This window comes from Streptomyces silaceus, assembly GCF_001419745.1.
In the GTDB taxonomy this organism is placed as follows: domain Bacteria; phylum Actinomycetota; class Actinomycetes; order Streptomycetales; family Streptomycetaceae; genus Streptomyces; species Streptomyces silaceus.
The window spans coordinates 1-25065 of record NZ_LIRJ01000049.1 but is presented as its reverse complement, the minus strand read 5'-3'; the positions used below and the strand labels follow the sequence as shown (position 1 = coordinate 25065).

Genomic DNA, 25065 nt, shown 5'->3' with positions numbered 1-25065 from the left:
CCGCAAGCAGGACGTCCTCGCGGCCGCCGAGGCCAAGAAGGCCGCTCCGGCTCCGGCCGCCGCCGCTGCTCCGGCCGCGTCGAAGGCCCCGGCCCTGGAGGTCTCCCCCCTCCGCGGCCAGACGGTCAAGATGACCCGCATGCGCAAGGTCATCGGCGACAACATGATGAAGGCGCTGCACTCGCAGGCCCAGCTGACCTCGGTCGTCGAGGTCGACATCACCAAGCTGATGAAGCTGCGCGCCAAGGCGAAGGACGCGTTCGCGGCCCGTGAGGGCGTCAAGCTCTCCCCGATGCCGTTCTTCGTCAAGGCCGCCGCCCAGGCGCTGAAGGCCCACCCGGTCATCAACGCCCGGATCAACGACGACGAAGGCACCATCACGTACTTCGACTCGGAGAACATCGGCATCGCCGTGGACGCCGAGAAGGGTCTGATGACGCCGGTCATCAAGGGTGCGGGCGACCTGAACATCGCCGGCATCTCGAAGAAGACCGCCGAGCTGGCCGGCAAGGCCCGTGGCGGTGGCCTCACCCCGGACGACATGTCCGGCGCCACCTTCACGATCTCCAACACCGGTTCGCGCGGCGCCCTGTTCGACACGGTCATCGTGCCGCCGAACCAGGCCGCGATCCTCGGCATCGGTGCCACGGTCAAGCGTCCGGTCGTCATCAACCACCCGGACCTCGGCGAGACCATCGCCGTCCGTGACATGACGTACCTGTCGCTCTCCTACGACCACCGTCTGGTGGACGGCGCGGACGCCGCCCGCTACCTGACCGCGGTCAAGGCGATCCTGGAGGCCGGCGAGTTCGAGGTCGAGCTCGGCCTGTAGGTCACCCAGGAGGCGTTGTAACACTCGTCTCATCAGCGCGTACGCCCCCGTCCGGAGCCTTCCGGACGGGGGCGTCGCCGTATTGTCTAGGGGTCACAAACGCCCTGGGGCGCCTGCCTGCCCCTGCCTGAGGAGCCCACATGACCGCGCCCGTCGTTCACTCGCTGCGCGAACAGATCCGCGAGCACATCGTGGAGGGGATCGTCAGCGGGCGCTGGAAGCCGGGCGAGCGCATCGTGGAGCGCCGGATCGCCGTGGAGCTGGAGGTGTCCCAGACCCCGGTCCGCGAGGCCCTGCGCGAGCTGGAGACGCTGCGGCTCATCGAGTCGGCGCCCAACAAGGGCGTCCGCGTGCGGAATCTGACCGCCGCGGACCTGGAGGAGAGCTACCCCGTCCGCGCGGGCCTGGAGGCGATCGCCGCGGAGCTGGCGGCCGAGCGCCTCGCCGAGGACTGCTCGGCCCTGGAACCCCATGTCGCGGCGCTCTACGAGGCGGACCGCGCCGCGGACGGCACCGGGCAGGTGCGGCACACCGTCGCCTTCCACCGCGAGCTGGTGCGCGCCGCGGACAACTCCGTCCTCCTGCACACCTGGGAGGGCCTCGGCATCGAGGTCTTCACGGCCCTGTCGATCCGCTGGCTGGGCACGGTCCAGCAGTCGTACGCGGAGGAGCACGAGGCCCTCGTCTCCGCCTTCCGCCGCCGCGACCCCGCCATCGCGGACCTGGTCAAGTCCCACGTCCTGGGCTGCGCGCCGCGCGCCTGAGGCCTCTCCCCCGCGGAATGCGCTCATCCGTGGCACCGCGGTCGCGGATGTGCCCTCCGAATGTGGCGCCAGACACGCTCTCACCTGCGTAAACCCTTGGAATCGAAGGCACCCGGTGCCCGGTTTTCTGGCACCCGATGCCGACTTTCTCGATCCTAAGAGATTTTGCCGTTCAAGCTTTGATCGATCATCGATCACGGGCTTACAGTCGACGGCGGGCTCTCACCGGAGTCCCACGCCCTGTCCTGCCAAGACAACGGGCACCCCCACCCCTTACCGAACAGGGGACCCCCTCCGACTCAGGAAGGCGGCGCAATGACCGACCCCTCCGCAATCCAGCCGAGCGAGCTCGACCAGCTCCCGGACCGCGACCCCGAGGAGACCGCCGAATGGCAGGCCTCCCTGGACGCCGTCACCGAGGCGGCCGGGCCGCACCGTGCCGCGTACCTGATGCGCCGCACGCTGGAGCGCGCCGAGGGCGCGGGCCTGGCGCTGCCCAAGCTCCTCGAGACCGACTACGTCAACACCATCCCCACCTCCGCCGAGCCGTCCATCGACGGTGACGAGGAGATGGAGCGGAAGATCACCGCGTGGAACCGCTGGAACGCGGCCGCGATGGTGACCCGCGGCTCCAAGCACGGCGTCGGCGGCCACATCGCGACCTTCGCGTCCGCGGCCTGGCTGTACGAGACCGGCTTCAACCACTTCTTCAAGGGCAAGGAGGGGGACGGCTCCGGCGACCAGCTCTACATCCAGGGCCACGCCTCCCCCGGCATCTACGCCCGCGCCTTCCTCGACGGCCGCCTCGACGAGGCGCAGCTCGACAACTTCCGCCAGGAGGCCGGCGGCAACGGCCTCCCGTCGTACCCGCACCCGCGCCGTCTGCCCTGGCTGTGGGAGTTCCCGACCGTCTCCATGGGTCTCGGTCCGCTCTCCGCCATCTACCAGGCGCGCTTCAACCGGTACCTCACCAACCGCGGCATCAAGGACGTCTCCGCCTCGCACGTGTGGGCGTTCCTCGGTGACGGCGAGATGGACGAGCCCGAGTCGACGGCGGCACTCGCGCTGGCGAGCCGCGAGGGTCTGGACAACCTGACCTTCGTCATCAACTGCAACCTGCAGCGCCTCGACGGCCCGGTCCGCGCCAACTTCAAGATCGTGCAGGAGCTGGAGGCCCAGTTCCGCGGCGCCGGCTGGAACGTCGTGAAGTCGCTGTGGGGCAACGCCTGGGACGAGCTGTTCCAGCTCGACACCACCGGCGCCCTGATCCGCCGCATCCGCGAGGTGCCGGACGCGCAGGTGCAGACGTACCAGACGCGTGACGCCGCCTACATCCGCGAGGACTTCTTCGGCAAGGACCCGGCGCTCGTCGAGATGGCGAAGCTGCTGTCCGACGACAAGATCCTGGAGTGCTTCCACCTCTCGCGCGGTGGCCACGAGCCGCGCAAGGTCTACGCCGCGTACAAGGCCGCCCTGGAGCACAAGGGCGCCCCGACCGTGATCCTGGCGCAGACCGTCAAGGGCTTCACCCTGGGTGAGGGCTTCGCGTCGAAGAACGCGAACCACCAGATGAAGAAGCTGACGACGGACGAGTTCAAGAACATGCGTGACCTTCTTGAGCTCCCCATCAGCGACAGCCAGTTCGTCGACGGCGTGGTGCCCTACGGCCACCCGGGCGCCGACGCCCCCGAGGTCCGCTACCTCCAGGAGCGCCGCGCGGCCCTCGGCGGCCCGGCCCCGGCCCGCCGCACGCAGCCGCTGCCCGCGCTGCCGCAGGCCGCCGACAAGGCGTTCGCCTCCTTCGACAAGGGCTCCGGCTCCCAGTCGGTGGCGACGACCATGGCCTTCGTACGCCTGGTCAAGGACCTGGTACGCGACAAGGAGACCGGCAAGCGCTGGGTGCCGATCGTCCCCGACGAGGCGCGCACCTTCGGCATGGAGTCGCTCTTCCCGTCGCTCGGCCTCTACTCGCCCAAGGGCCAGACGTACGAGCCGGTCGACCGCGACCAGCTGATGTACTACAAGGAAGCCAAGAACGGCCAGATCCTCAACGAGGGCATCACCGAGGCCGGTTCGATGGCGGACTTCATCGCCGCGTCGTCGTCGTACGCGACGCACGGCGAAGCGATGATCCCGTTCTACATCTTCTACTCGATGTTCGGCTGGCAGCGCACGGCCGACCAGATGTGGCAGCTCGGCGACCAGCTCGGCCGCGGCTTCCTGATCGGCGCCACCGCCGGCCGCACGACGCTGACCGGTGAGGGTCTGCAGCACGCCGACGGCCACTCGCCGGTGATCGCCGCGACCAACCCGGCCGCCCTGTCGTACGACCCGGCGTTCGCCTACGAGATCGCCGCGATCGTCAAGGAGGGTCTGCGCCGCATGTACGGCGAGGCCCACGAGGGCGAAGACCAGAACGTCTTCTACTACCTCACGGTCTACAACGAGCCGATGCCGCAGCCCGCGAAGCCCGCGGATGTGGACGAGGGCATCATCAAGGGCCTGTACCGCTTCAACACGGCCGAGACGGCGGGCCTCTCGCCCGCGGCCAACGCCGCGCGCATCCAGCTGCTCGGTTCGGGTACGGCGATCCACTGGACCCTGGAGGCCCAGAAGCTGCTCGCCGAGGAGTGGGGCGTGGCCGCCGACGTGTGGTCCGCGACGTCCTGGACCGAGCTGCGCCGCGACGCGCTGGAGGCCGACGAGGCCATCCTGCGCGGCGAGGAGCGGACGCCGTTCATCCGCAAGGCGCTCGACGGTGCCGAGGGTCCCGTGCTCGCCGTCTCCGACTACATGCGCCAGGTCCCCGACCAGATCGCGCAGTGGGTCGAGCAGGACTACTCCTCGCTCGGCGCGGACGGCTTCGGCCTCTCCGACACGCGTGAGGCGGCGCGCCGTCACTTCGGCGTCGACGCGCAGTCGATCGTCGTGGCCGCGCTGGCGCAGCTCGCCCGCCGGGGCGAGGTGCCGGCCTCCGCGGTGAAGGAGGCCCGGGCCAAGTACGGCCTGTAGGTCCTCGGGATTTCACGACCGCCCGCCCGTTCACCCCACGGTGAACGGGCGGGCGTCGTGGTGGACGGCATCATGGGGGCCATGCGCGCTGCCCGCCTCATCAAGATGGTGCTCCTGCTCCAGGCCCGGCCGTCCATGACCGCCGCCGAGCTGGCCGCGGAGCTGGAGGTGTCCGAGCGGACCATCACGCGCGACGCGCAGGCGCTGTCCGAGGCGGGCGTGCCCGTCTACGCCGACCGGGGCCGCACCGGCGGATACCGGCTGATCGGCGGCTACCGCACCCGCCTCACGGGGCTCGGGCGCAGCGAGGCCGAGGCGCTGTTCCTGTCCGGAGTGCCGGGCGCGCTGCGGGAGATGGGCCTGGAGGACGCCGCGTCGGCGGCCCGGCTGAAGGTGTCGGCGGCGCTGATGCCCTCGCTGCGGGACGCCTCGCAGAACGCCGCGCAGCGCTTCCATCTGGACGCGCCGGGCTGGTTCAAGGAGACGCACGCGCCCGAGCTGCTGCCCGCGATCGCGGACGCGGTGTGGGACGACCGCCGGGTCACGGCCCGCTACCGCCGCCAGGAGGCCGAGGTGGAGCGGGAGTTGGAGCCGTACGGGCTCGTGCTCAAGGCGGGCGTCTGGTACCTGTGCGCGCGGGTGCCGGAGTCCGGGACGTTCCGCGTGTACCGCATCGACCGCTTCACCGCGGTCGCCCCGGGCGAGGAACGGTTCGTGCGCGACGAGGAGTTCGACCTGCCGGGCTTCTGGGACGAGCGGGCCGCGCAGTTCGCGCGGGCGATCCTCAGGTCCGAGGTCGTGGTGCGGCTGACCGGGGCGGGGGTGCGCCGGCTGCCGTACGCCACCGATGCCGTGTCCGTGCAGGAGGCGCTGGAGGCGGCGGGCGAGCCCGACGCGACGGGCCGGGTGACGATCACCCTGCCCGTCGAGAACGAGGACGTGGCCTATACGCAGCTCCTGGGGCTCGGCCCGGAGGTGGAGGTCCTGGAGCCCCTGAGTCTGCGCGAGCGCTTCGCGGACGCCGCGGCGCGGACGGCCGAGCTCTACCGGTAGCCGGTGACGTCCGCCTCCTTGCCCGCCTGCTCGACCTCCGCGATGTAGCGCCAGGCGTCGGGCCGCGAGCCGTCCACGTCGGTGAAGCCGTACTCCTTGGCCAGTCCGCCGCTGGAGAGCGAGGCGCCGTTCCAGCGGGCCACCTCCGGGTCGGCGGCGAGCGCGACGAGGGCACGGCCCACGAACGTCGGCGTCTCGGAGATCGCGAAGTGCGGGTTCTGCTTGCGCCCGTCGAGCCAGTTCTCCTCGGTCACCTTGAAGTAGGTGTCGAGCATGGCCTCCGAACGCAGCCAGCCGGGCGTCAGGCACAGCGCCGTGCAGCCGTACTCCTCGATCTCCTCGGCGAGGTTGTGCGCCATCCTCAGCGGGGCCGCCTTGGCGAGGTCGTAGTAGAACGGCTTGCGGTAGGTGGTGCGGTTGTACTCCTCGGTTCCGTCGGTGACCTCGACGACCAGGCCGCCGGGGTTCCTGATCAGCAGCGGCAGCGCGTGGCGGCTGGTGATGATGTGGGTCTCCATGCCGAGGCGCAGGATGCGCAGCCCCTTGTCGAGGTCGTGCTCCCACATCTTCTTGTCCCACTCGACGTGGATGTCGCCGCCCCAGATGTCGTTGACCAGGATGTCCAGGCGGCCCTGCTCGCGGTCGACGCGCTCGACGAGGGCCGCGACCTGCTCGGACTCCAGGTGGTCGGTGGGCACGGCGATGCCCTTGCCGCCGGCCTCGTCGACCAGCTCGGCGGTCCCCTCGATGGTCTCGGTGGTCCGGCCGATCTCGCTGGTGTGCTCGCGGGTGGTGCGGCCCGTGACGTACACGGTGGCTCCGGCGCGGCCCAGCTCGACGGCCATCGCGCGGCCCGCGCCGCGGGTGGCGCCCGCGACGAGGGCGATCTTTCCGGTGAGGGGCTGCGCGGAGTCCTGCCGCGGGGTGTCCGACGGTGCCGTCTTCGCGGCGTTCGTGGTCTTCATGCCGTCAAAGCTGCCACCAAATCCCGACACCTGCTGTCGGCCTTTCCATCGGCATGTGACGCATAACGAGACAGCCGCATTCCGGCGCACTCCGCGTGCGCCCCCACCCCCCAGGACGGATGCTGGACCCGTGATGGACGAGACGGAGTTCTGGGAGATCGTGGACCGCACCCGCGAGGCCGCCGGCGGCGACCCCGAGGACCACGCCGAGCTGCTCGTCGAGAGACTGCTGCAGTCCGACCCGGACTCCGTCCTCGACTTCGCCCGTCACTTCGAGTCCCGCTACAACCGCGCCTACCGCTGGGACCTGTGGGGCGCCGCCTGGGTGCTGCTCGGCGGCGCGAGCGACGACGCCTTCGACTACTTCCGGTGCTGGCTGATCGGCCAGGGCCGGGAGGTCTTCGAGGGCGCGGTGCACGACCCGGACTCCCTCGCCGACCTCCTGGAGGACTTCGACGAGGAGCTGGACGGGGACGGCGAGGAGCTCGGCTACGCCGCGGACGAGGCGTACGAGCAGCTCACCGGGGTCGTCGGCCCGGATCTCGGCATCGCGCCGGCGCCCCCGGAGCCGGCGGGGACGCCGATCGACTTCGAGGACGACGCGGTGATGGCGCAGCGCTATCCGAAGCTGTGGGGCCGGTTCATGGCGGACTGAGGTCCGCCCCGGCCCCGCGGCCCGTCAGAAGTGCGTGCCGCCGTCGACGCGGACCTCGGTGCCGGTGATGAAGCGGCCGTCGTCCGAGGCGAGCATGGCGACGACGGAGGCCACGGTCTCGGGTCCGGCGAAGCCCTGGCCGAGCGCGGGCGCGAGCTTCACGAACAGGCTCATGTCGGCGTCCTCGGGCAGGCCGGGGCCGACGCTCTGCCTGCTGGCGCCGGAGCCGTCGGTCATCCCCGAGGAGATGGAGCCGGGCTGCACGGCGGTGAAGCGGATGCCCTGCTTGCCGTACTCGCTGGCCAGGGCGTGCGTCATGGACTGGATGCCGCCCTTGCTCGCCGCATAGGCCGCCATGTACGGGTGGGCGAACATCGCGGACGTGGAGCTGAAGTTCACGACGGCGGGGCCGTTGCCCTCCAGGAGCGCAGGGACGGCCTCGCGGATCATCAGGAACGTGCCGGTGAGGTTGACGGCGATGACCTGGTTGAAGGCGTCGAGGGTGGTCTCGTGGGTGTGCGAGGAGCGCAGGATGCCCGCGGCGTTGACCAGGACGTCCAGGCCGCCGAGCGCGGCGGTGGCGGCGGCGACACCGGCGCGCACCGAGGCCTCGTCGGCGATGTTCACGACGACGGTGGTGAGGCGCTCCGCGGCGGCGCCCGCCTTGGCGACGGTGTCCTTCAGGCCATCCTCGCTGACGTCGGCGGCGACGACCCGGCCGCCCTCGGCGAGCATGCGCAGGACGGTGGCCTGGCCGATGCCGGAGCCGCCGCCGGTGACCAGGGCGCGACGGCCTTCGTAACGGGTGAGGTGCTGCTGGGCGCTCATGGCGTTCTCCACTTCCGCGGCGCGGACGTCGCGACTGGTCGTGCTTCGACTTCGTACTACACAGTACGCCTGAGTGGCACAATGTGCCACATAGTCCAAACATGCCGTTCGGGCCGGGTGGCGGCGTAGGCTTCGACGGGTGAGCACTCAGACGTCCACCCCGCCCCTCTCCCTCACGGAGCGCCGCAAGCTGGCCACCCAGCTGGAGATCGCGCACGCCGCGGCCGAGCTCTTCACCGCGCACGGGCCGGACGGCACGACGGCCGAGGCCATCGCGGGCCGGGCCGGGGTCGCGCTGCGCACGTTCTACCGGTACTTCCGCAACAAGCAGGACGCCGTGGGCCCGCTGCTCGCCGTCGGCGGGGAGCGGTGGCGCGCGCTGCTGGCCGCGAGCGAGCCGGGCGCGGACCTCCCCGAGGCGCTGGAGCACGCGATCGCCGAGGCGCTCGCCGCGCCGGACGAGGCCGCCGAGGCAGGCCTGCGCCAGGCCCGCGGGCTGCTGCGCGCCGCCGTGGACGACCCGGCGCTGCGGGCGGTCTGGTACCGCGTGAACCAGGAGTCGGAGGAGCGGCTGCGCCCCGTCGTCGCGGAGCTCGCGGGCGCGGACGCGGGGCCCCTGGAGGTCCGTCTGGCCGCGGCGGCGGCGACCGACGCGATCCGGATCGCCCTGGAGACCTGGGCGGAGTCGGACGCGGACGTCACGGGTCCGGGCTCCCCGGCGGACCTGGCGGTCCGGTGCCTGCGGGAACTGATGGGCGGGATGGGGCCGTTGACGCGGGCGCGGCCCTGAGGGAGCGGCAGGGACGGACTGCTCACGAACCGCTGCCGGGGCGGGCTCTCGGAGGCCGGTGGCCGGTCCCGGCGAGGCGGCTCGGACAGGGGCCCGCGGAGACCGGCGCCCGCCCCGCCGCGGACGGCCGGCAGAACCGACGGAGGCCTAGGCGCAGGCCCCGTCCCCGCTGTCCCCTGCCGGTTCCGGGTCCGGGGCGAACACCATCATCGTGACGTCGTCCCTGATCCGGCTCGCGTGGCGGGTCACGTCCGACCAGATCCGGGCCGTGAGCTCCGCCGGGTCGTCCAGGAGTGCCGGCTCCGCCTTCACCAGTTCGGCCAGGCGCGGCGCCAGCGGGTAGAACCTGCCGGTCGTGTCCCGCGCCTCGATCACCCCGTCGGTCAGGCCGAGCAGCAGGTCGCCGTCGAGCAGCGGCACCGTCAGCCGCTCGGGCGGGGCCACGCCCGCGATGCCGAGGCCGAGCGGCGGGCCCGGAGGCACGGCGGGCTCGATGACCTCGGCGCCGCGCAGCAGCAGCGGCGGCGGGTGGCCGCAGGAGACGACACGTACGACGGGAGAGTCGTCGGGGAACTCCAGGAGCACCGCCGTCGCGAACAGCTCGGCGTGCTCGTCCTGCGCCGCGTCCACGACGAGCCTGCGGTCCAGGCGGGCCGCCACGCCCTCCAGGTCGGGCTGGTCGAGGACCGCCTCGCGGAACGCCCCGAGCAGCGCGGCGACCGTGCCGACCGCGGTGAGCCCGTGCCCCTGCACGTCGCCGACCAGCGCGCGGACACCGCACGGCCCCCTGCGGATGTCGTAGAAGTCGCCGCCGACCAGCGTGCCGCGCTGCGCCGCCCGGTACAGGCCCGCGCAGCGCACCGCCCCCACCCGCTCGGGCAGCGGCGGGAGCACCGCGAGCTGGGCGGCCTCGGCGGCGCTGCGCACGGTCACCAGCTGGGCGTCGCGGCGGCTGCGCAGCCAGGAGAAGAGCACGCTGAGCAGCGCCACGAAGGCGACCGTCGCCGCGTCGCTCTCCCCCGGCCGGTCCAGCCCGAAGCCCGGCAGGGCGATCAGGGCGATGGAGGCGCCGCCGAAGACGGCGGTGGCGGCGGGACCGTACGCCAGGGCGGCGAGCGGCGGGACGGCGGCGAGCAGGAAACCGAGGTCGACCGGCTTCGGGGTGGCCACCTGGACGACGCAGATCACGGCCAGGAGCACCGGCGGCGCACCCCGCACCCACCGGGGCGGCGGCGCACCGCGCAGCCAGCCCCCATCCTCCTGGTCCCGACGGCTGGCCGCGGCCCTGGTCACCGGTGCGCTCCTTCCCGCGTACTCTTCACGCTCCTACGCGTGCGGGGCGGGCGCACCCCGGGCCGGTCGCCGGGTGCTCCCGCCCGGGGTGTCAGAGGGGGCGGCCCATGAGGACGTCGTCCACATAGGCGCCGTCCAGCAGGAACTCGCCGGGCAGCACGCCCTCGATGGCGAAGCCCTCCCCTTCGTAGAGCTTGCGTGCCGGGGTGTTGTGGCCGAGGACCCGCAGCGTGATGCGGAGCGCCCCCTGGCGGCGGGCCTCGTCCATGGCGGCCCGGATCAGCCGCTTGCCGACGCCCCTGCCGCGCACGTCCTCGGCGACGACGAAGCCCTGGATCTGGCGGACGTGCGCGTTGACGAGCAGCGGGGTGGGGTAGCCGAGCTTCACATAGCCGACGAGCCGCCCGGCCAGTTCGGCGACCAGGTGGTCGCGGGGCCCGAAGCGGTCGTCGAAGAAGGGCTCGTAGGGCGGCTGGGGGCGGGGGTGGACCGCGTGCAGCGTGGACCACGTGGCGCGGTCGAGGCGGGCGAGCGCGTCGTCGTCCTCGGGCAGGGCGGTGCGTATGTGCAAGTCCGGCATGGCGCCACTGTACGGCGGCGGGGCCGCGTACCACCGTCGCTTCACGAGGCAGGCCTCAGCCCGGCGTCTCGGGGCAGGATGGACGCATGGAATCCACACAGTCCCGCGTGGCCGTGGCCGGCGCCTCCGGGCTCATCGGCACGGCGCTGACCCGGTCCCTGGCCGCCGACGGGCACGAGGTGGTGCGGCTGGTGCGCAGAGCCCCCCGGGCCGCGGACGAGGTGCGCTGGGACCCCAAGGAGGGGTACGTCGACACGGCCGGGCTCGCCGGCTGCTCCGCCGTCGTCAATCTCGCGGGCGCGGGCATCGGCGACCACCGCTGGACCGACGCGTACAAGCGGGAGCTCCGGGACAGCAGGGTCCTCGGCACCACCGCGCTCGCCACCGCCGTGGCCTCCCTCGACGAACCGCCGCGGGTGTTCGTGAACGCCAGTGCGATCGGCTACTACGGCGAGACCGGGCAGCGCGCGGTGGACGAGAGCGCCCCCGCCGGCGAGGGCTTCCTGCCGTCGCTGTGCGTGGAGTGGGAGGGCGCCGCCGCCGCGGCGCACGAGGCGGGCATCCGCACCGTCCTCGCCCGCAACGGCCTGGTGATCGGCCGCGAGGGCGGGGCGTGGGGGCGGCTGTTCCCCCTGTTCAAGGCGGGGCTCGGCGGGCGCCTGGGCGACGGCAGGCAGTACTGGAGCTACATCTCCCTGCACGACGAGGTCGCCGCGCTGCGCCACCTCATCGACACGGACACGCTGGCGGGGCCCGTCAATCTCACGGCGCCCGATCCCCTCACCAACCGCGAGGTGACGGCCGCGATGGGGCGGGTGCTGCACCGGCCGACGCTGCTCACGGCGCCCGCGCCCGCGCTGCGCCTGGTGCTCGGCGAGATGGCCGGGGACGTGCTCGGCAGCCAGCGGGTGCTGCCGACCCGACTCCTGGAGTCCGGCTTCTCCTTCGCGTTCCCGGGCATCGACGAGGCGATCCGGGCCGCCCTGCGATAAGGGCGCCCGTTCTGGGGAAGAAGGGGGCGCGGGAACGGATCGTGCGACCGGCGTGCGACCGTGCCCGGTGCATGCGCGACTGCCGCCGACCGGAACCGCTCCTACCCTCGTCCCGAACCGGGGGTATTCCCGGGCCCTGTCGGGGGCATCAGGACCCCACACGCCGCGCGACCTCGGGAGGGGCACGTGCCAGAGCCTGCGCACCATGCGGACGTCGTCATCGTGGGAGCCGGGGCCGCGGGGCTCTCGGCAGCGCATCGGCTGACCAGCGCCGGTGTCACGACCCTTGTCCTGGAAGCCGCCCCCTGTGTCGGCGGCCGGATGTCGACCGAGAAGGTCGACGGGTTCCGGCTCGACAGGATCGGGCAGCTCCTCACCACCTCGTATCCGGAACTGCGCCGCACACCGGGCCTCGACTCGCTCGTCCTGCGCCCCTTCGCCCCCGGCCTCCTGGTCCACAGCGAGGGCCGCCACCACCGCGCCGCGGAACCGGTCCCCGGACGGAGCGCGAGGGGCGCACTCACCACGGCGCGCGCCCTGGCAAGCGCCCCCCTCGGCTCGCGGCCCCCGCGGACGCCCGCCGGGGCCGCCGCCAGGTCGGCACCGCGCACCGCCCCCTTGGGCGGCGCGCTCGACCAGGCCCGGCTCGCCGGTGCCCTCGCCCGGATCGCCGCGACCCCGGTCCAGCGCCTCCTGGCCCGCCCCGAACTCCCGGCGGGCGACGCCCTGTCCGCCCGCGGGCTGCCCTCGCGGACCATCGCGGGATTCCTGCGCCCGCTGCTCTCCGCCCTCCTCTGCGACCCCGGCCTGACCACGTCGAGCCGGTGCGCGGACCTCGCCCTGCACGCCTTCGCGCGCGGTCGGCTGTGCCTGCCCGAGGGCGGCGCGGAGGTGCTGCCCGAGCGCCTCGCCGCCGCGCTGCCGCCCGGCACGGTCCGCACCGGTGTCCGCGTCACCTCGGTCTCCACGACCTCCGTCACCACCGCCGAGCACGGCGAGTTCCCGTGCCGCGCCGTGCTCCTGGCCACCGACGCCCGCGCCGCCGCCGAACTCCTGCCCGGCCTGCGCGTACCGCCGTTCCACGAGGTGACGGTGGTCCACCACGCCGCGCCCGAACCGCCGCTCGACGGACCCGCCCTGCTCCTGGACGCCGACCGCGCGGGACCGGTCGCCCACACCGCGGTCGTCAGCCAGGTCGACCCCTCGCGCGCCCCCGCCGGCCGCGTCCTGGTCTCCTCGACGGTGCTCGGCCCGCCGCCCGACCAGCGCACCGTCCTCGCCCACCTCGCCGCGCTGTACGGCACCGCCACCCACCGCTGGGAACCGCTCGCCGTCCACCACACCCGCGAGGCGGTGCCCGCGATGCCGCCGCCGCACGACCTGCGCCGCCCGGTGCGCCTGCTCTCGGGGCTCTACGTCTGCGGGGACCACCGGGACACCAGCACGGTCCAGGGCGCCCTGCACTCGGGCCGGCGCGCGGCGCACGCCGTCCTCACGGACTTCGGCATCGCCCCCTCGTACACCGAGGAACCGCTGCCCGTCGCGGCCTGATCCGGACATCACTCGCCACCCACCCCTCCGATCTATCGTCCCGCTCCCCAGAAGCCCCCGCGCTCCCCCACGCGGGGGCTTCCTCCTGTCCCGGCATGCCGGGACACCCCCAGGCATCCCATAGACCTCTGCAACTCCCCTTGCCACAGCGGTAGTACGCGATTACCGTCCCAGCCGGATCGCCAAGCAGCGGGAGGACCGACGTGCGTCGCACCGTGCCGGTGGTATCGCTCATCCTCGGCCTAGTCATGGGAGCTCTAGCCTTGCCCAGCGCTCAAGCCGACACCCCTCGCGCGGAGCCCGCCGGGTCGGCGGCGCCGCCGCCCGTGGTCCCGCGCCCCACCGAGTGGACCGCGCTGGACGGCCGCGCCACGCTCACCCGCGCCACCCGCATCGTCCTCGACCCGCGCACCGCGTCGGCGACCGCGCTGCCCGCCGGGCGCGCCGAACTCCCGGGCCCGGCACGGCAGTCCGTACGCGCACTCGCCACGCAGCTGCGTACGGAGATCAGGCAGGTCACCGGCCTCACGCCCCGCGTCACCGCCGACCGGTCCCCGGCACCGGGCGACATCGTCCTCACCCTCACCGACGCCGGCGCGCTCGGCGCCGAGGGGTACCGCTTCGACAGCAGGGGCCCGGTCCGCATCGAGGGCGCCTCCACCCACGGCCTCTACTACGGCACCCGCACCCTGCTGCAACTGCTGCGCGCCACCGCCGACGACCACCGGGCGGTCCCCCGCGCCACGTCGACGGACCGCCCGGCGCAGCGGATCCGCATGGTCCACCTCGACGCGGGCCGCAAGTACTGGAAGATCGGCTCTCTGGAGAACCTCGTCCGCAGGATGGGCGACCAGAAGCTCAACACCCTCATGCTGCACCTCTCCGAGTCCGAGGGCTTCCGCCTGTACAGCCCGAGGTTCCCGGGGCTCGCCGACCCCGAGCACAGCTACAGCCGCGCCGACATCGAGCACCTCAAGGCCTTCGCGGCCCGCCACCACGTCCAGCTGATGCCCGGCCTCGAACTCCCCGGCCACGCCACCGTCGTCAGCGAGGCCTTCGGCATCGGCTTCGGCTCGGGGCCGGACCCGTGCACGGGCGCGCACACGCACTCCCACCTCACGCCCGACTGGATCATCGACATGACCAGCGAGAAGGCGGTCGAGAAGTCGAAGGAGATCGTCGACGAGTTCGCGGGCTGGTTCGACGCGCCGCTCTTCTCCATCGGCGCGGAGGAGGTCCCGGGGCAGCTCGCCGAGTGCCCGCGCGTGAAGGACCATCTGGCGTCCGACCCGGACGTCTCCACGCTCGGCGACCTGCTCAACCGGTACATCAACACCCTTGACGACGTGGTCACTTCGCACGGCAAGCGGACCGCCGTCTACAACGGCTCCGAGCACCTGAGCGCGCCCCGGCAGAAGGTCCACTCCCCCGTCGTCTTCCTCACCTGGGAGGGCTCGGGCGCCGAGCCGGAGATCCCCGGCCACGACGAGATCGCCATCGGCCCCTTCTACGACACCCCGAACAACTACCACCACTTGTACCCGGACGAGCCCTGGATGTACGGGAGCTGGCGGCCGAGCGACTCCCCCGACATGCTCGGCTCCGGCGTCACGAACTGGGCCGACTACAACTTCTGGGCCGACGACGGCTACTTCGAGCAGCACATGGCGGGCCCCCGCGCGATCCTCGCCGACCGCGCCTGGAACGCTTCCGCGGCACCGGACACGCTCGCCGACTTCCGGGCCCGTGCCGCCCGCGTCGGCGATCCCCCGGGCACGACGCCGGCGCCGGTGCCGCCGCGCGTGACGGGGCGCCCCAGCCACCACTGGACCTTCGACGACGCGTCGTACCCGAGCGGCTGGACGTACGCGGGCAGCCCCGGCAACACGATCCTCGCCGAGGACAGGGCCGGTGACCTGTCCGGCACGTCGTACATCATCGACAACCCCACGCCCGTGCCCGGTGTGCGCGGCCAGGCCTGGCGGTTCGACTCGGACCGCGACGGCGTGGGCTTCGGCGGCCTGGACGTCGCCGAGCCGTGGACGGTCTCGGTCCGCGTCCGCGCCACCGCACGCACTCCCGACCAGGTCCTGCTCAGCTCCAGGGCGGGCGCCCTGAAGCTGATGCAGCACGGCACGGGCAGGGTCGGCTTCACGCGGTACGGCGAGGCGGACCACAGCTTCGACCGCACGCTGCCGCTGGACCGCTGGACACGGCTGACGTGGGTCGCGACGAAGGGGCGGACCACGTTGTACGTCGACGGGGAGCGGGCCGGCTCCGTGAACGCGTCGATCCCGCTGCCCCTGCGCTCCATCGGGACGGAGAAGGCGGGCCTGCGGGGCGATCTGGACGACCTGGTGACGTGGGACGAGGCGTTGCCCCCCGAGGAGGTCGCGCGCCTGCGGTGACCGCACGGGCCCCTGCGGGCCCGCAGACCGTCGTACGCAGGAAGACGGCGCGGCGACAAGAAGCCATCGCGGCGGGAAGCGGGAGGCGGGGGCCGCACCACACCGGTGCGGCCCCCGCATGCCTGTCCGTCCGCCTAGCCGAGCGCCGCGACCCTGTCGCGGTACCCGCGCACCGGCGCCGCGTCCCGGTAGGGCTCCAGGCGCCGCTCGAAGTCGCGCACGTACTCGTGCGCCCGTGCCGAGCGCATCTCGCCCGCCGCCTGCGCGGCCTCCGCGCCCAGCTGGCAGGCCTGCTCCAGCTCACCGAGGCCGAGCCGGGCGGTGGCGAGCACCACACGGCAGAACAGGCGGCTGCGCGCGAAGGCCGGGGCGCGCAGCTGGAGCGAGCGCTCGGCGTGCTGGGCGGCGGCGCGGTACTGCTGGAGATCGCGGTAGCTGTGCCCGAACTCGTCGGCCAGCTGCGCCTCGTCGAAGAACCGCGCCCAGTGCGGCACCTCGTCCCCGGGCCTGGACGCCTCCAGCGCGCGCTCGGCCCGCACGAGGGAGGCCGTGCAGGCCCGCACCTCGCCGAGCACCCCGTGCCCGCGCGCCTCGGCGGCGTACAGCAGGGACTGCACGACGGGCGGCGCCGAGGAGCCGACGCCCTGCTGGGCCACCCGCGCGAGCTGGACGGCCTCGCGCCCGTGCCCGAGGTAGACGGCCTGGCGGCTCATGGTGACCAGGACGTAGGAGCCGTACGCACGGTCGCCCGCCGCCTGCGACAGGCGCAGCGCCTGGACGTAGTACCGCTGGGCCAGGCCGTGCGCCGCGATGTCGTACGAGGTCCAGCCCGCGAGGCGGGTGAGATCGGCGGCGGCCGCGAAGAGCCGTCGGCCGGCCTGCTCGCCGTACGTGCCGCGCAGCATCGGCTCGGCCTCGTGCTCCAGGTAGCGGACCAGCGCCTGGCGCGCGTGCCCGCCGCCGTACGCGTGGTCGAGGGCGCGGAACAGCTCGCCGACGGAGCGCAGCGCCGCGATGTCCCCGCTGGTGACCCGCTGGCCGGGCCCGCGCTCGGAGCCCTGCCGCTGCCGGGGCACGGCGGGACGGCCCTGCACGGGGACACGTGTGTGGCCGGGTTCGGTCTCGCCGCGTCCGACGCGCTCGTCGGCGCGGCCGATCAGCCAGTCCCGGCTGGGCACGACGAGCCCGGCCGGGGTGAACGCGATCTTCCGCAGCTCCGCGTGGCTCCCGGAGTCCTTGCGCCACAGCCCGCCGACGATGTCGACGGCCTCCTCGGGGGTGGCCGCGAACTCGAGACCGGCGTACACCGGCGCGCAGGCGTCGAGGCCGAGGTCCTGGGCGGAGAGCCGTCGTCCGAGCCGTCTGGTGAAGACCTCGGCGATCAGCGCGGGGGTGGTGCCTCTCGGCTGCTGGCCGCGCAGCCAGCGGGTCACCGATGTCTTGTCGTAGCGCAGGTCGAGCCCATGCTCGAGGCCGAGCTGGTCGACGCGGCGCGCGAGACCCGCATTGGAGAACCCGGCTTCCGAAATCAGAGCGGCAAGCTGTCGGTTTGGGGTGCGCTGCGGGGGTCGTTCCGTCATCAGCGGTGCGGTCTCCTGCCTTCCGGGCCCTGCCTTGAACAGCCCTTATGGCCTCGTGAACGGCGCGAATGTAACGGCCATCACAGCCTTCATCGCCGCCTTCGCCCCTCATTCATCCGATCGTGTGAGGAACCCGCCCTGGAGTTGCCACTCGGAGGGGCCCGTACAGTGGCAGAGGCGCGATATGTGCACGGTGAACGTTCAGGGAGGCACCTGCCGTGAGTGAGTTTCGGTTCGTCCGACTGGGCTTCGGCCCGGACGCCGTGGAGTACCAGGAGGCGTGGGACGAGCAGCGCCGCGTGCACGCCGCCCGCTTCGCCGACGAGATCCCGGACACCTGCCTGCTCCTGGAGCACCCGCCCGTCTACACCGCGGGCCGCCGCACCGAGGACAGCGAGCGCCCGCTGGACGGCACGCCCGTCGTCGACGTGGACCGCGGCGGCAAGATCACCTGGCACGGACCCGGCCAGCTCGTGGGCTACCCGATCCAGAAGCTGCCGCGCCCGGTGGACGTCGTGGCGCACGTGCGCCGTCTGGAGGAGGCGCTGATCCGCACCTGCGCGGAGTTCGGCCTGGAGACGACGCGCGTCGAGGGCCGCAGCGGCGTGTGGGTCCTCGGCGACCCGGTGGAGCAGCGCCCGCTGCTCGGCGGGCTCTCCCTGGACTTCGACCCGCGCCTCCAGGACGACGAATTCGACGCACGGTTCAACGGTCCCGAGTACGCGCCGTCCAACGCCGGACAGCGCCGCGAGGACCGCAAGATCGCCGCGATCGGGATCCGCGTCGCCAAGGGCGTGACGATGCACGGCTTCGCGCTGAACGTGAACCCGGACAACACCTGGTTCGACCGGATCATCCCGTGCGGCATCCGCGACGCGGGCGTGACGTCCCTCGCGTACGAGCTGGACCGCCCGCTCACCATCGCCGACGTGCTGCCCGTCGTGGAGCGGCACCTGCGCGACGTACTGGAGAACGCGGAGCTCAAGCCGCGTGAGATCGAGCAGCCGGCGACGAGCACCACCGAGCGGCCGACGGAGGCCGCGCCCGCGAGCGCCTAGCCGGGGCCGCGACCGCGTCGCGGGACACCCCGTGCCCGCATGGCGGGACGACCCGCGTCCGGGGAATGGACCCCGTTGTCCAGAGGTTGGCCAGAAGTAAGCCCAACGACATCACGGGCGTACCCTGGTGTGCGCCGAAGAATCGAAGCTACAGGGAGCCGATGTGTCCGCAGTCGCACCCGACGGACGCAAGATGCTGCGCCTGGAGGTCCGGAACAGCCAGACCCCCATCGAGCGCAAGCCCGAGTGGATCAAGACCCGGGCGAAGATGGGCCCCGAGTACAACGCCCTGCAGAAACTCGTGAAGACCGAGGAACTGCACACGGTCTGCCAGGAAGCGGGCTGTCCGAACATCTTCGAGTGCTGGGAGGACCGCGAGGCCACGTTCCTCATCGGCGGCGACCAGTGCACCAGGCGCTGCGACTTCTGCCAGATCGACACCGGCAAGCCGCAGGCCCTCGACCGCGACGAGCCGCGCCGTGTCGGTGAGTCGGTCGTGAAGATGGACCTGAACTACGCCACGATCACCGGCGTGGCGCGCGACGACCTGGAGGACGGCGGCGCCTGGCTGTACGCGGAGACGGTGCGCCAGATCCACGCGATGACGGCGGAGCGCGAGGGCGGCTTCACCAAGGTCGAGCTGCTCATCCCCGACTTCAACGCCGACCCGGACCAGCTGGCCGAGGTCTTCTCGTCCCGCCCCGAGGTGCTCGGGCACAACGTGGAGACGGTGCCGCGCATCTTCAAGCGCATCCGCCCCGGCTTCCGCTACGAGCGCTCGCTCGAGGTCATCACGAAGGCCCGCGAGGCCGGTCTGGTCACCAAGTCCAACCTGATCCTGGGCATGGGCGAGACCCGCGAGGAGGTCAGCGAGGCGCTGCGCCAGCTGCACGAGGCGGGCACCGAGCTCATCACCATCACCCAGTACCTGCGGCCCACGCCGCGCCACCACCCCGTGGAGCGCTGGGTGAAGCCGGCCGAGTTCGTCGAGCTGAAGGACGAGGCCGAGCAGATCGGCTTCTCCGGCGTGATGTCCGGGCCGCTGGTCCGTTCCTCGTACCGCGCGGGCCGGCTCTACCAGATGGCGATCGAGAAGCGCGGCGCGTACGTCGCCTCCCAGGCGGTCTGAGGCGCGCTCCGGACGCGGTCCGCGGCGCGCTCCGGGACGCGGTCCCGAGGCGTGCCCGGGACCGCCCGGGTGACACCGGCACATGCCGGGCGAGCACCCACTGTGTGAATCGGCGCACAAGAAACTACCGACCAGTAGTGGCCGTAACGACGCGGCCCTGACGATCCCCGCAGGTGAAGGGGAACGTCAGGGCCGCGTCAGCGTTTCCGGCACCCGTATCAAGGTTTCATCGGTGTTTGACCGGTCGGTCACGCCCTGGTAACACCAATCAGTGACCCTGGTATCACCGCACGTACAGCCTTACCCATAGCCGCTCCCCCCACCCGAGCCGCTCCCCAGGAGGGCCCCATCATGCAGGCCGCGCCCGTCCGCGCCACCGCCATCCCGTCCGTCACCGACGCCCTGCGCGCCGTCGAGTCGCTGTTGATGAGCGGCGGCCAGCGCACCGCACGCCGCAACGCCTGGACCTCCGTCCTGGAGGACCGGCGCCGCGCCAAGGACCGGGTCGAGGCGCTGCGCGTACTCGAGGAGGCCGTGGCAACCCGCACGTCGTAGTCGCTGGCGGGGACACGTAGACTTCACGGCATGGCGAGGAAGGAAACCACCGCGGCGGATGCGGCCGCGGAGCCAGGGCGACTCAAGCAGATCGCCCTGACCTACAAGATGACCCGGCGGGCCGACTCCAAGATCGGTCTCATCATCGCGGCTGTGGGAATCGTCACCTTTGGCGTCTTCCTCGCGATCGGCTTCTGGCTCGGTCACCCGGTCTACCTGGGCATTCTCGGCTTCCTGCTCGCCTTCCTCGCGATGGCGATCGTCTTCGGACGCAGGGCCGAGCGTGCCGCCTTCGGGCAGATGGAGGGCCAGCCCGGCGCGGCGGCCGCGGTGCTCGACAAGATCGGGCGCGGCTGGACGACGACCCCCGCGGTCGCCATGAACCGCAGCCAGGACGTGGTGCACCGCACCGTCGGCAAGGCCGGCATCGTCCTGGTCGCCGAGGGCAACCCGAACCGCGTGAAGGGCCTGCTGGCCGCCGAGAAGAAGAAGATGGCGCGCATCGTGGCGGACGTCCCGGTGCACGACGTCATCGTCGGCACCGCGGAGGGCACGGTCTCCCTCAAGAAGCTCCGCACGACGCTCCTGAAGCTCCCGCGCGTCCTCACGGGCCCGCAGGTCACGGCGACCAACGACCGGCTGCGCGCGATGGGCGACCTGATGTCGAACATGCCGCTGCCGAAGGGCCCGATGCCCAAGGGCATGCGGATGCCGCGCGGTGGCCCGATGGCGAAGTAGCGTTTTCCCTCCTACGACGACGAGGGGCCCGGAACCGATCGGTTCCGGGCCCCTCGTGCGTAGCGGTGCGGTGGGGTCAGCGCCGTTCTCTGCCGCTCTCTGCCGTTCTTGTGTCGTTCTCTGCGTCAGACCCGGATCTGCACGGCGCGGGCGAGGCGGTCGTGGAGGCCGCGGCCGTCGCGGTCCCAGATCAGGGCCGGGATGGCGATGCAGAGCAGGACGCTGCGGATCACGACGCGCCCGAGGCCGAGCCGGCCGCCGCCCTCGGCGATGACGCGCAGCCGGAAGAGGGCCTTGCCCGGGGTGCAGCCGACCGTGCCGACGGTCAGCACGCTCATCACGAAGAGGATCCCGAGGGCCCAGTTGCCCATCGCCTGCATGTCACCGCGGGCGAACAGGCCGTATGCGATGAGCATGCACAGACCCCAGTCGACGGCGATGGCGCCGATGCGGCGGCCGGGGCGCGCGATCGACCCCGGTCCCTCCTCGGGCAGACCGAGCTGCTCGCCGCGGTATCCGAAGTCGACACCGGCGTCCTCCGCGGCCGCGCGCGGGCCGGACAGCCACGATCCGATTGCTTGCCTGTTGTCCACCCGTCCACGGTACTGCGCCCCTTTTGGCAGGGGGGCGGGCGGGTACCGGGAAAGCGACCATCTGTGACGTCACCCACAAGACCGGAGCGGAGCCCCACGCACCCGGGGCGGTTAACTTCGGCGAAACAAATGGGTCATGCTTGAGAAATCCCCCGTCCCTATGGTCGGGTCCCAGCGTGTGCCACCGCACTGGCCGCACCACGAGCTTGCAACCCCGTCCCGCCTCGGGCGGGAGTAGGAGGAGTTGGATGTTGTTCCAGAACGCCGACGACGCGAAGAAGTTCATCGCGGACGAGGACGTCAAGTTCATCGACGTCCGATTCTGCGACCTGCCCGGTGTCATGCAGCACTTCACGATTCCGGCGGCGGCGTTCGACCCGGACGAGGAGCTGGCCTTCGACGGTTCGTCGATCCGCGGTTTCCAGGCGATCCACGAGTCCGACATGGCGCTGCGCGCCGACCTGTCGACCGCCCGCGTGGACCCGTTCCGCCGCGACAAGACGGTCAACATCAACTTCTTCATCCACGACCCGATCACGGGCGAGCAGTACAGCCGTGACCCGCGCAACGTCGCGAAGAAGGCGGAGGCCTACCTGGCCTCGACCGGCATCGCCGACACCGCGTACTTCGGCCCCGAGGCCGAGTTCTACGTCTTCGACTCGGTCCGCTTCGAGACCTCCGCGAACCGCTCGCTGTACGAGATCGACTCCGAGGCGGGCGCCTGGAACACCGGCGCCGTCGAGAACAACCGCGGCTACAAGGTCCGCTACAAGGGCGGTTACTTCCCGGCCCCGCCGGTCGACCACTTCGCCGACCTGCGCGCCGAGATCTCCCTGGAGCTGGACAAGCAGGGCCTCCAGGTCGAGCGCCAGCACCACGAGGTGGGCACGGCCGGCCAGGCGGAGATCAACTACAAGTTCAACACGCTGCTCGCCGCGGCCGACGACCTGATGCTCTTCAAGTACATCGTGAAGAACGTCGCGTGGCAGAACGGCAAGACGGCGACCTTCATGCCGAAGCCGATCTTCGGCGACAACGGCTCGGGCATGCACGTCCACCAGTCGCTGTGGTCCGGCGGCGACCCGCTCTTCTACGACGAGCAGGGTTACGCGGGCCTCTCGGACACCGCCCGCTATTACATCGGCGGCATCCTGAAGCACGCCCCGTCGCTGCTGGCCTTCACCAACCCGACGGTGAACTCGTACCACCGCCTGGTCCCCGGCTTCGAGGCCCCGGTCAACCTGGTCTACTCGCAGCGCAACCGCTCCGCCGCGATGCGCATCCCGATCACGGGCTCGAACCCGAAGGCCAAGCGCGTCGAGTTCCGCGCGCCGGACCCGTCCTCCAACCCGTACCTGGCCTTCTCGGCGCTGCTCCTCGCGGGCCTCGACGGCGTCAAGAACAAGATCGAGCCGGCCGAGCCGATCGACAAGGACCTCTACGAGCTGGCCCCCGAGGAGCACGCGGGCGTCCCGCAGGTCCCGACCTCCCTCCCGGCCGTCCTCGACGCCCTGGAGCAGGACAACGAGTACCTCCAGGCCGGCGGTGTCTTCACGTCCGACCTGATCGAGACGTGGATCGACTACAAGCGGACGAACGAGATCGCCCCGATCCAGCTGCGGCCGCACCCGCACGAGTTCGAGCTGTACTTCGACATCTAGGATCCCCCTGCCGATTCGTCGGAGGGGTGCGTCGATTTGTCGGCGTGATGGCATGCGACGCGGCGGGGGCCGCTACCCACACCGGGTGGCGGCCCCCGTCGCGTCGCGTCGGTTCGGCTGTCAGTGGGGGCGTATACCGTCTCCGGGCATGAGTGATCATGACATCGGGTGGATGTCCCGGCTGATCGGTGAGGGCGGGGTCCTCACCTTCGTACGCGGTGTCACCAGCCGCGAGTTGGCGTGGATGATCGCGCCCGAGCACGGTTCCGTCCTGGCGCCGGAGGTGTTCCGGCAGGTGCGGGAGAGCGCGCGGGGGGCCGGGCCGCTGCCGGACCACGCGCTCGTCGGGGAGACCGGTACCGGCTGGGCCTTCGCCTTCGAGCGGGCCGGGGGGCCGACCGCGTGGTACCGGCACGACCGCGTCCGTCACATGTGGTCCACCATCACGGGCGTCGAGATCAGCGACAACGGCATGGACCCGCCCAGCGTCGGCGCGGTCGTCGACGGCAGGCCCGACTGGTCGTACTACGAGGGCGAGGTCGGTGACGGGGACGAGGACCATCCCCTCACCCGGCGGCTGGTCGCCGAGGCGGGGCTCGGGAAGGTCCTCCAAGATCCGGAGCACCCGGACGACCCGGACGAGTGCGAGCTGTTCATACCGGACGAGGCCGACGTCTACCGGATCATGAGCGAGCACTACGGTCTCGCCCTGCCCCACGAGGACATCGAGGCCTCCCGGCTCTCGGCGGTCCTCACCGAGCCGCGCGTCTTCCGCCACCCCGTGCGCAAGGTGCCCGGCGGGCCCTATGACCCGTGTCCCCGGTGCGGCGCGGAGCTGGTGAAGTGGAACGGGGACGGCGTCTGGGGGCCGCAGTACCGGCTGGCGTGCTCGCGCGCGGAGAGCGACGGCTGCGCCGGGGAGCGGGTGGGCCCGCTGGTGCAGGTGGGGGTGCATGAGGAGCCCAACAGCAAGTGGGAGAACGTGCGGTTGCCCGGGTGAGGGCGTAGGGGGTCCGGCTCGGAGTCCCGGGGCGGCGAAGGCCCCGGGACCGGGAGGGTGTCAGGAGGAAGCGACCGGCACCGGGCGGTAGTGCGTGGTCAGGCGGCCTTCCTCGTCCAGGACGTGGAACGCGAGCGCCGGGGGAAGGTCGCGGTGGACGTGGTGGGACGGGTCGTTCTGGCGCTCCCAGGGGAGGCGGAGGGTGGAGACGACGCCCGGGGCGACCAGCAGGGGCCTGCCCGCGAAGGTCGTCGCCGCGGGGGTGTGGGCGTGGCCGGCCAGGAACGCGGTCACGTTCGGGTGGCGTGCCGCCAGCTCGGCCAGGCGGTGCTCGTCGAACTGGCGGATGGGGTCCACGTGGGGTGTGTTCAGCGGGACCGGCGGGTGGTGGAAGCCGATGAGGACGGGGCGGTCGGGCGGGGTGTCGGCGAGCAGGCCGGACAGCCACGTCAGCGTCTCGTCCGCCAGGCGGCCGTGGTTCTCGCCGGGGACGGAGGTGTCGCACAGCGCCAGGACGAAGCGATCGGTGACGTACGCCCGGTCGACCGGCGCCGTACCCGCCGGTTCGCCCAGGAGGTGCTCGCGGAACGCGGCGCGCCCGTCGTGGTTGCCGGGGCAGACGAGCATCGGGTGCCGGGACTCCAGCACCTTGCGGGCCGTCTCGTACTCGGCGGGCGCGGCGTGGTCGGCGATGTCGCCGGTGGCGATGACGAGGTCGAGGTCGTACGGCAGCGCGTTCACGTAGTCCATGACGGCCTGCGCCCGCCCGACACTGTGCCCACCGTCGTCGGTGTCGATGTGGGGGTCGCTGAGGTGCGCGATCACGATCATTGTGCTGCGCCTTTCTCTCGTGGGGCGCCGGAGCCGCCCGTCGCACCTGCCTCCAGGGGGCCGGGTATCGCGAAACCCATGGCCCCAAGGTAGTGCAGCCGGCACCGGAATTGATCTCTCCGTATGCCGCTCCGCACTCACCCCCGCAGAAAGCGCACCGAGGGCCGTCCCCCCTCGGGCCCGCCGTCCTCCCCCAC

Annotated in this window: 22 protein-coding genes; 15 read left to right on the top strand and 7 right to left on the bottom strand. The window is 72.2% G+C overall.

All coding sequences use genetic code 11. The annotated features are described in order from the left end of the window. From AOK22_RS05695 to AOK22_RS05680, 4 genes are all read left to right on the top strand, one after another. The coding region (locus AOK22_RS05695; RefSeq protein WP_208606367.1) for a 2-oxo acid dehydrogenase subunit E2 at positions 1-832 on the top strand (832 nt) is incomplete at its 5' end. 140 nt (positions 833-972) lie between these two features. After that, complete coding sequence (locus AOK22_RS05690; RefSeq protein WP_055697458.1) at positions 973-1596, top strand: GntR family transcriptional regulator; 624 nt, start codon at positions 973-975, stop codon at positions 1594-1596. Positions 1597-1911: 315 nt separating this feature from the next. Next, entirely contained in the window at positions 1912-4608 is a 2697-nt protein-coding gene (aceE, locus tag AOK22_RS05685) for a pyruvate dehydrogenase (acetyl-transferring), homodimeric type (protein ID WP_055697457.1), read from the top strand. 81 nt (positions 4609-4689) lie between these two features. Further along, complete coding sequence (locus tag AOK22_RS05680) at positions 4690-5661, top strand: helix-turn-helix transcriptional regulator (RefSeq protein ID WP_055697460.1); 972 nt, start codon at positions 4690-4692, stop codon at positions 5659-5661. On the opposite strand, the gene AOK22_RS05675 is transcribed toward AOK22_RS05680, so the two are convergent. Continuing rightward, entirely contained in the window at positions 5652-6626 is a 975-nt protein-coding gene (locus tag AOK22_RS05675) for an SDR family oxidoreductase (protein WP_055697456.1), read from the bottom strand. The two genes, AOK22_RS05680 and AOK22_RS05675, sit on opposite strands and share 10 nt — an antisense overlap. A gap of 133 nt (positions 6627-6759) precedes the next feature. Here AOK22_RS05675 and AOK22_RS05670 point away from each other — a divergent pair, with 133 nt between their 5' ends. After that, positions 6760-7281, top strand: a complete 522-nt coding sequence (locus AOK22_RS05670) for a DUF4240 domain-containing protein (RefSeq protein WP_055697455.1) — start codon at positions 6760-6762, stop codon at positions 7279-7281. A 24-nt stretch (positions 7282-7305) separates the two neighbouring features. On the opposite strand, the gene AOK22_RS05665 is transcribed toward AOK22_RS05670, so the two are convergent. Then, positions 7306-8109, bottom strand: coding sequence for an SDR family NAD(P)-dependent oxidoreductase (locus AOK22_RS05665; protein WP_055697454.1), 804 nt, complete (start codon positions 8107-8109; stop codon positions 7306-7308). Between the two features lie 139 nt (positions 8110-8248). On the opposite strand from AOK22_RS05665, the gene AOK22_RS05660 reads away from it, so the two are divergent. Continuing rightward, on the top strand, positions 8249-8899 hold the full coding sequence (locus tag AOK22_RS05660) for a TetR/AcrR family transcriptional regulator (RefSeq protein WP_055697453.1): 651 nt from the start codon (positions 8249-8251) through the stop codon (positions 8897-8899). A 147-nt stretch (positions 8900-9046) separates the two neighbouring features. On the opposite strand, the gene AOK22_RS05655 is transcribed toward AOK22_RS05660, so the two are convergent. Both AOK22_RS05655 and AOK22_RS05650 read right to left on the bottom strand, forming a co-directional pair. After that, complete coding sequence (locus AOK22_RS05655; RefSeq protein ID WP_055697452.1) at positions 9047-10192, bottom strand: PP2C family protein-serine/threonine phosphatase; 1146 nt, start codon at positions 10190-10192, stop codon at positions 9047-9049. Between the two features lie 91 nt (positions 10193-10283). Continuing rightward, positions 10284-10772, bottom strand: a complete 489-nt coding sequence (locus AOK22_RS05650) for a GNAT family N-acetyltransferase (protein WP_055697451.1) — start codon at positions 10770-10772, stop codon at positions 10284-10286. 86 nt (positions 10773-10858) lie between these two features. Here AOK22_RS05650 and AOK22_RS05645 point away from each other — a divergent pair, with 86 nt between their 5' ends. From AOK22_RS05645 to AOK22_RS05635, 3 genes are all read left to right on the top strand, one after another. Beyond that, a complete protein-coding gene (locus AOK22_RS05645) occupies positions 10859-11764 on the top strand; it encodes a TIGR01777 family oxidoreductase (protein ID WP_055697450.1) in 906 nt (301 codons plus the stop codon). Positions 11765-11950: 186 nt separating this feature from the next. Further along, positions 11951-13315 (top strand): NAD(P)/FAD-dependent oxidoreductase, encoded by a 1365-nt coding sequence (locus tag AOK22_RS05640; RefSeq protein WP_055697449.1) that lies wholly within the window; start codon positions 11951-11953, stop codon positions 13313-13315. 263 nt (positions 13316-13578) lie between these two features. After that, positions 13579-15723, top strand: coding sequence for a family 20 glycosylhydrolase (locus AOK22_RS05635; protein ID WP_244164698.1), 2145 nt, complete (start codon positions 13579-13581; stop codon positions 15721-15723). Between the two features lie 134 nt (positions 15724-15857). Here AOK22_RS05635 and AOK22_RS05630 read toward each other — a convergent pair whose 3' ends face one another. Beyond that, positions 15858-17303 carry an NsdA family TPR-like regulatory protein gene (locus tag AOK22_RS05630; RefSeq protein ID WP_055697447.1) on the bottom strand — a complete coding sequence of 482 codons (1446 nt, stop codon included), beginning with the start codon at positions 17301-17303 and terminating at the stop codon, positions 15858-15860. A gap of 218 nt (positions 17304-17521) precedes the next feature. Here AOK22_RS05630 and lipB point away from each other — a divergent pair, with 218 nt between their 5' ends. The 4 genes from lipB (at position 17522) to AOK22_RS05610 (ending at position 20783) form a co-directional block, all read left to right on the top strand. Then, positions 17522-18361, top strand: coding sequence for a lipoyl(octanoyl) transferase LipB (gene lipB, locus AOK22_RS05625; protein WP_055697446.1), 840 nt, complete (start codon positions 17522-17524; stop codon positions 18359-18361). A 163-nt stretch (positions 18362-18524) separates the two neighbouring features. Continuing rightward, a complete protein-coding gene (locus AOK22_RS05620) occupies positions 18525-19490 on the top strand; it encodes a lipoyl synthase (protein ID WP_055697445.1) in 966 nt (321 codons plus the stop codon). Positions 19491-19841: 351 nt separating this feature from the next. Then, positions 19842-20045, top strand: coding sequence for an SCO2195 family GlnR-regulated protein (locus AOK22_RS05615; RefSeq protein WP_055697444.1), 204 nt, complete (start codon positions 19842-19844; stop codon positions 20043-20045). A 30-nt stretch (positions 20046-20075) separates the two neighbouring features. Continuing rightward, complete coding sequence (locus AOK22_RS05610; protein ID WP_055697443.1) at positions 20076-20783, top strand: DUF4191 domain-containing protein; 708 nt, start codon at positions 20076-20078, stop codon at positions 20781-20783. 125 nt (positions 20784-20908) lie between these two features. Here the strand turns inward: AOK22_RS05610 and AOK22_RS05605 are convergent, their stop codons facing one another. Continuing rightward, a complete protein-coding gene (locus tag AOK22_RS05605) occupies positions 20909-21376 on the bottom strand; it encodes an RDD family protein (RefSeq protein ID WP_055697442.1) in 468 nt (155 codons plus the stop codon). Between the two features lie 251 nt (positions 21377-21627). On the opposite strand from AOK22_RS05605, the gene glnA reads away from it, so the two are divergent. Together glnA and AOK22_RS05595 are read left to right on the top strand one after the other, a co-directional pair. After that, complete coding sequence (gene glnA / locus AOK22_RS05600) at positions 21628-23037, top strand: type I glutamate--ammonia ligase (protein WP_055697459.1); 1410 nt, start codon at positions 21628-21630, stop codon at positions 23035-23037. A gap of 148 nt (positions 23038-23185) precedes the next feature. After that, entirely contained in the window at positions 23186-24037 is an 852-nt protein-coding gene (locus AOK22_RS05595) for a hypothetical protein (protein ID WP_157872181.1), read from the top strand. Positions 24038-24097: 60 nt separating this feature from the next. Here the strand turns inward: AOK22_RS05595 and AOK22_RS05590 are convergent, their stop codons facing one another. Continuing rightward, positions 24098-24868 carry a metallophosphoesterase gene (locus AOK22_RS05590; RefSeq protein WP_055697440.1) on the bottom strand — a complete coding sequence of 257 codons (771 nt, stop codon included), beginning with the start codon at positions 24866-24868 and terminating at the stop codon, positions 24098-24100. Positions 24869-25065: the final 197 nt, after the last annotated feature.

Excerpts from the sequence above, each read along its gene's own strand:
- AOK22_RS05690 (WP_055697458.1), top strand. The coding sequence starts at position 973 with ATGACCGCGCCCGTCGTTCACTCGCTGCGCGAACAGATCCGCGAGCAC.
- aceE (WP_055697457.1), top strand. The coding sequence starts at position 1,912 with ATGACCGACCCCTCCGCAATCCAGCCGAGCGAGCTCGACCAGCTCCCG.
- AOK22_RS05680 (WP_055697460.1), top strand. The coding sequence starts at position 4,690 with ATGCGCGCTGCCCGCCTCATCAAGATGGTGCTCCTGCTCCAGGCCCGG.
- AOK22_RS05675 (WP_055697456.1), bottom strand. The coding sequence starts at position 6,626 with ATGAAGACCACGAACGCCGCGAAGACGGCACCGTCGGACACCCCGCGG.
- AOK22_RS05670 (WP_055697455.1), top strand. The coding sequence starts at position 6,760 with ATGGACGAGACGGAGTTCTGGGAGATCGTGGACCGCACCCGCGAGGCC.
- AOK22_RS05665 (WP_055697454.1), bottom strand. The coding sequence starts at position 8,109 with ATGAGCGCCCAGCAGCACCTCACCCGTTACGAAGGCCGTCGCGCCCTG.
- AOK22_RS05650 (WP_055697451.1), bottom strand. The coding sequence starts at position 10,772 with ATGCCGGACTTGCACATACGCACCGCCCTGCCCGAGGACGACGACGCG.
- AOK22_RS05645 (WP_055697450.1), top strand. The coding sequence starts at position 10,859 with ATGGAATCCACACAGTCCCGCGTGGCCGTGGCCGGCGCCTCCGGGCTC.
- AOK22_RS05630 (WP_055697447.1), bottom strand. The coding sequence starts at position 17,303 with ATGACGGAACGACCCCCGCAGCGCACCCCAAACCGACAGCTTGCCGCT.
- AOK22_RS05615 (WP_055697444.1), top strand. The coding sequence starts at position 19,842 with ATGCAGGCCGCGCCCGTCCGCGCCACCGCCATCCCGTCCGTCACCGAC.
- AOK22_RS05610 (WP_055697443.1), top strand. The coding sequence starts at position 20,076 with ATGGCGAGGAAGGAAACCACCGCGGCGGATGCGGCCGCGGAGCCAGGG.
- AOK22_RS05595 (WP_157872181.1), top strand. The coding sequence starts at position 23,186 with ATGAGTGATCATGACATCGGGTGGATGTCCCGGCTGATCGGTGAGGGC.
- AOK22_RS05590 (WP_055697440.1), bottom strand. The coding sequence starts at position 24,868 with ATGATCGTGATCGCGCACCTCAGCGACCCCCACATCGACACCGACGAC.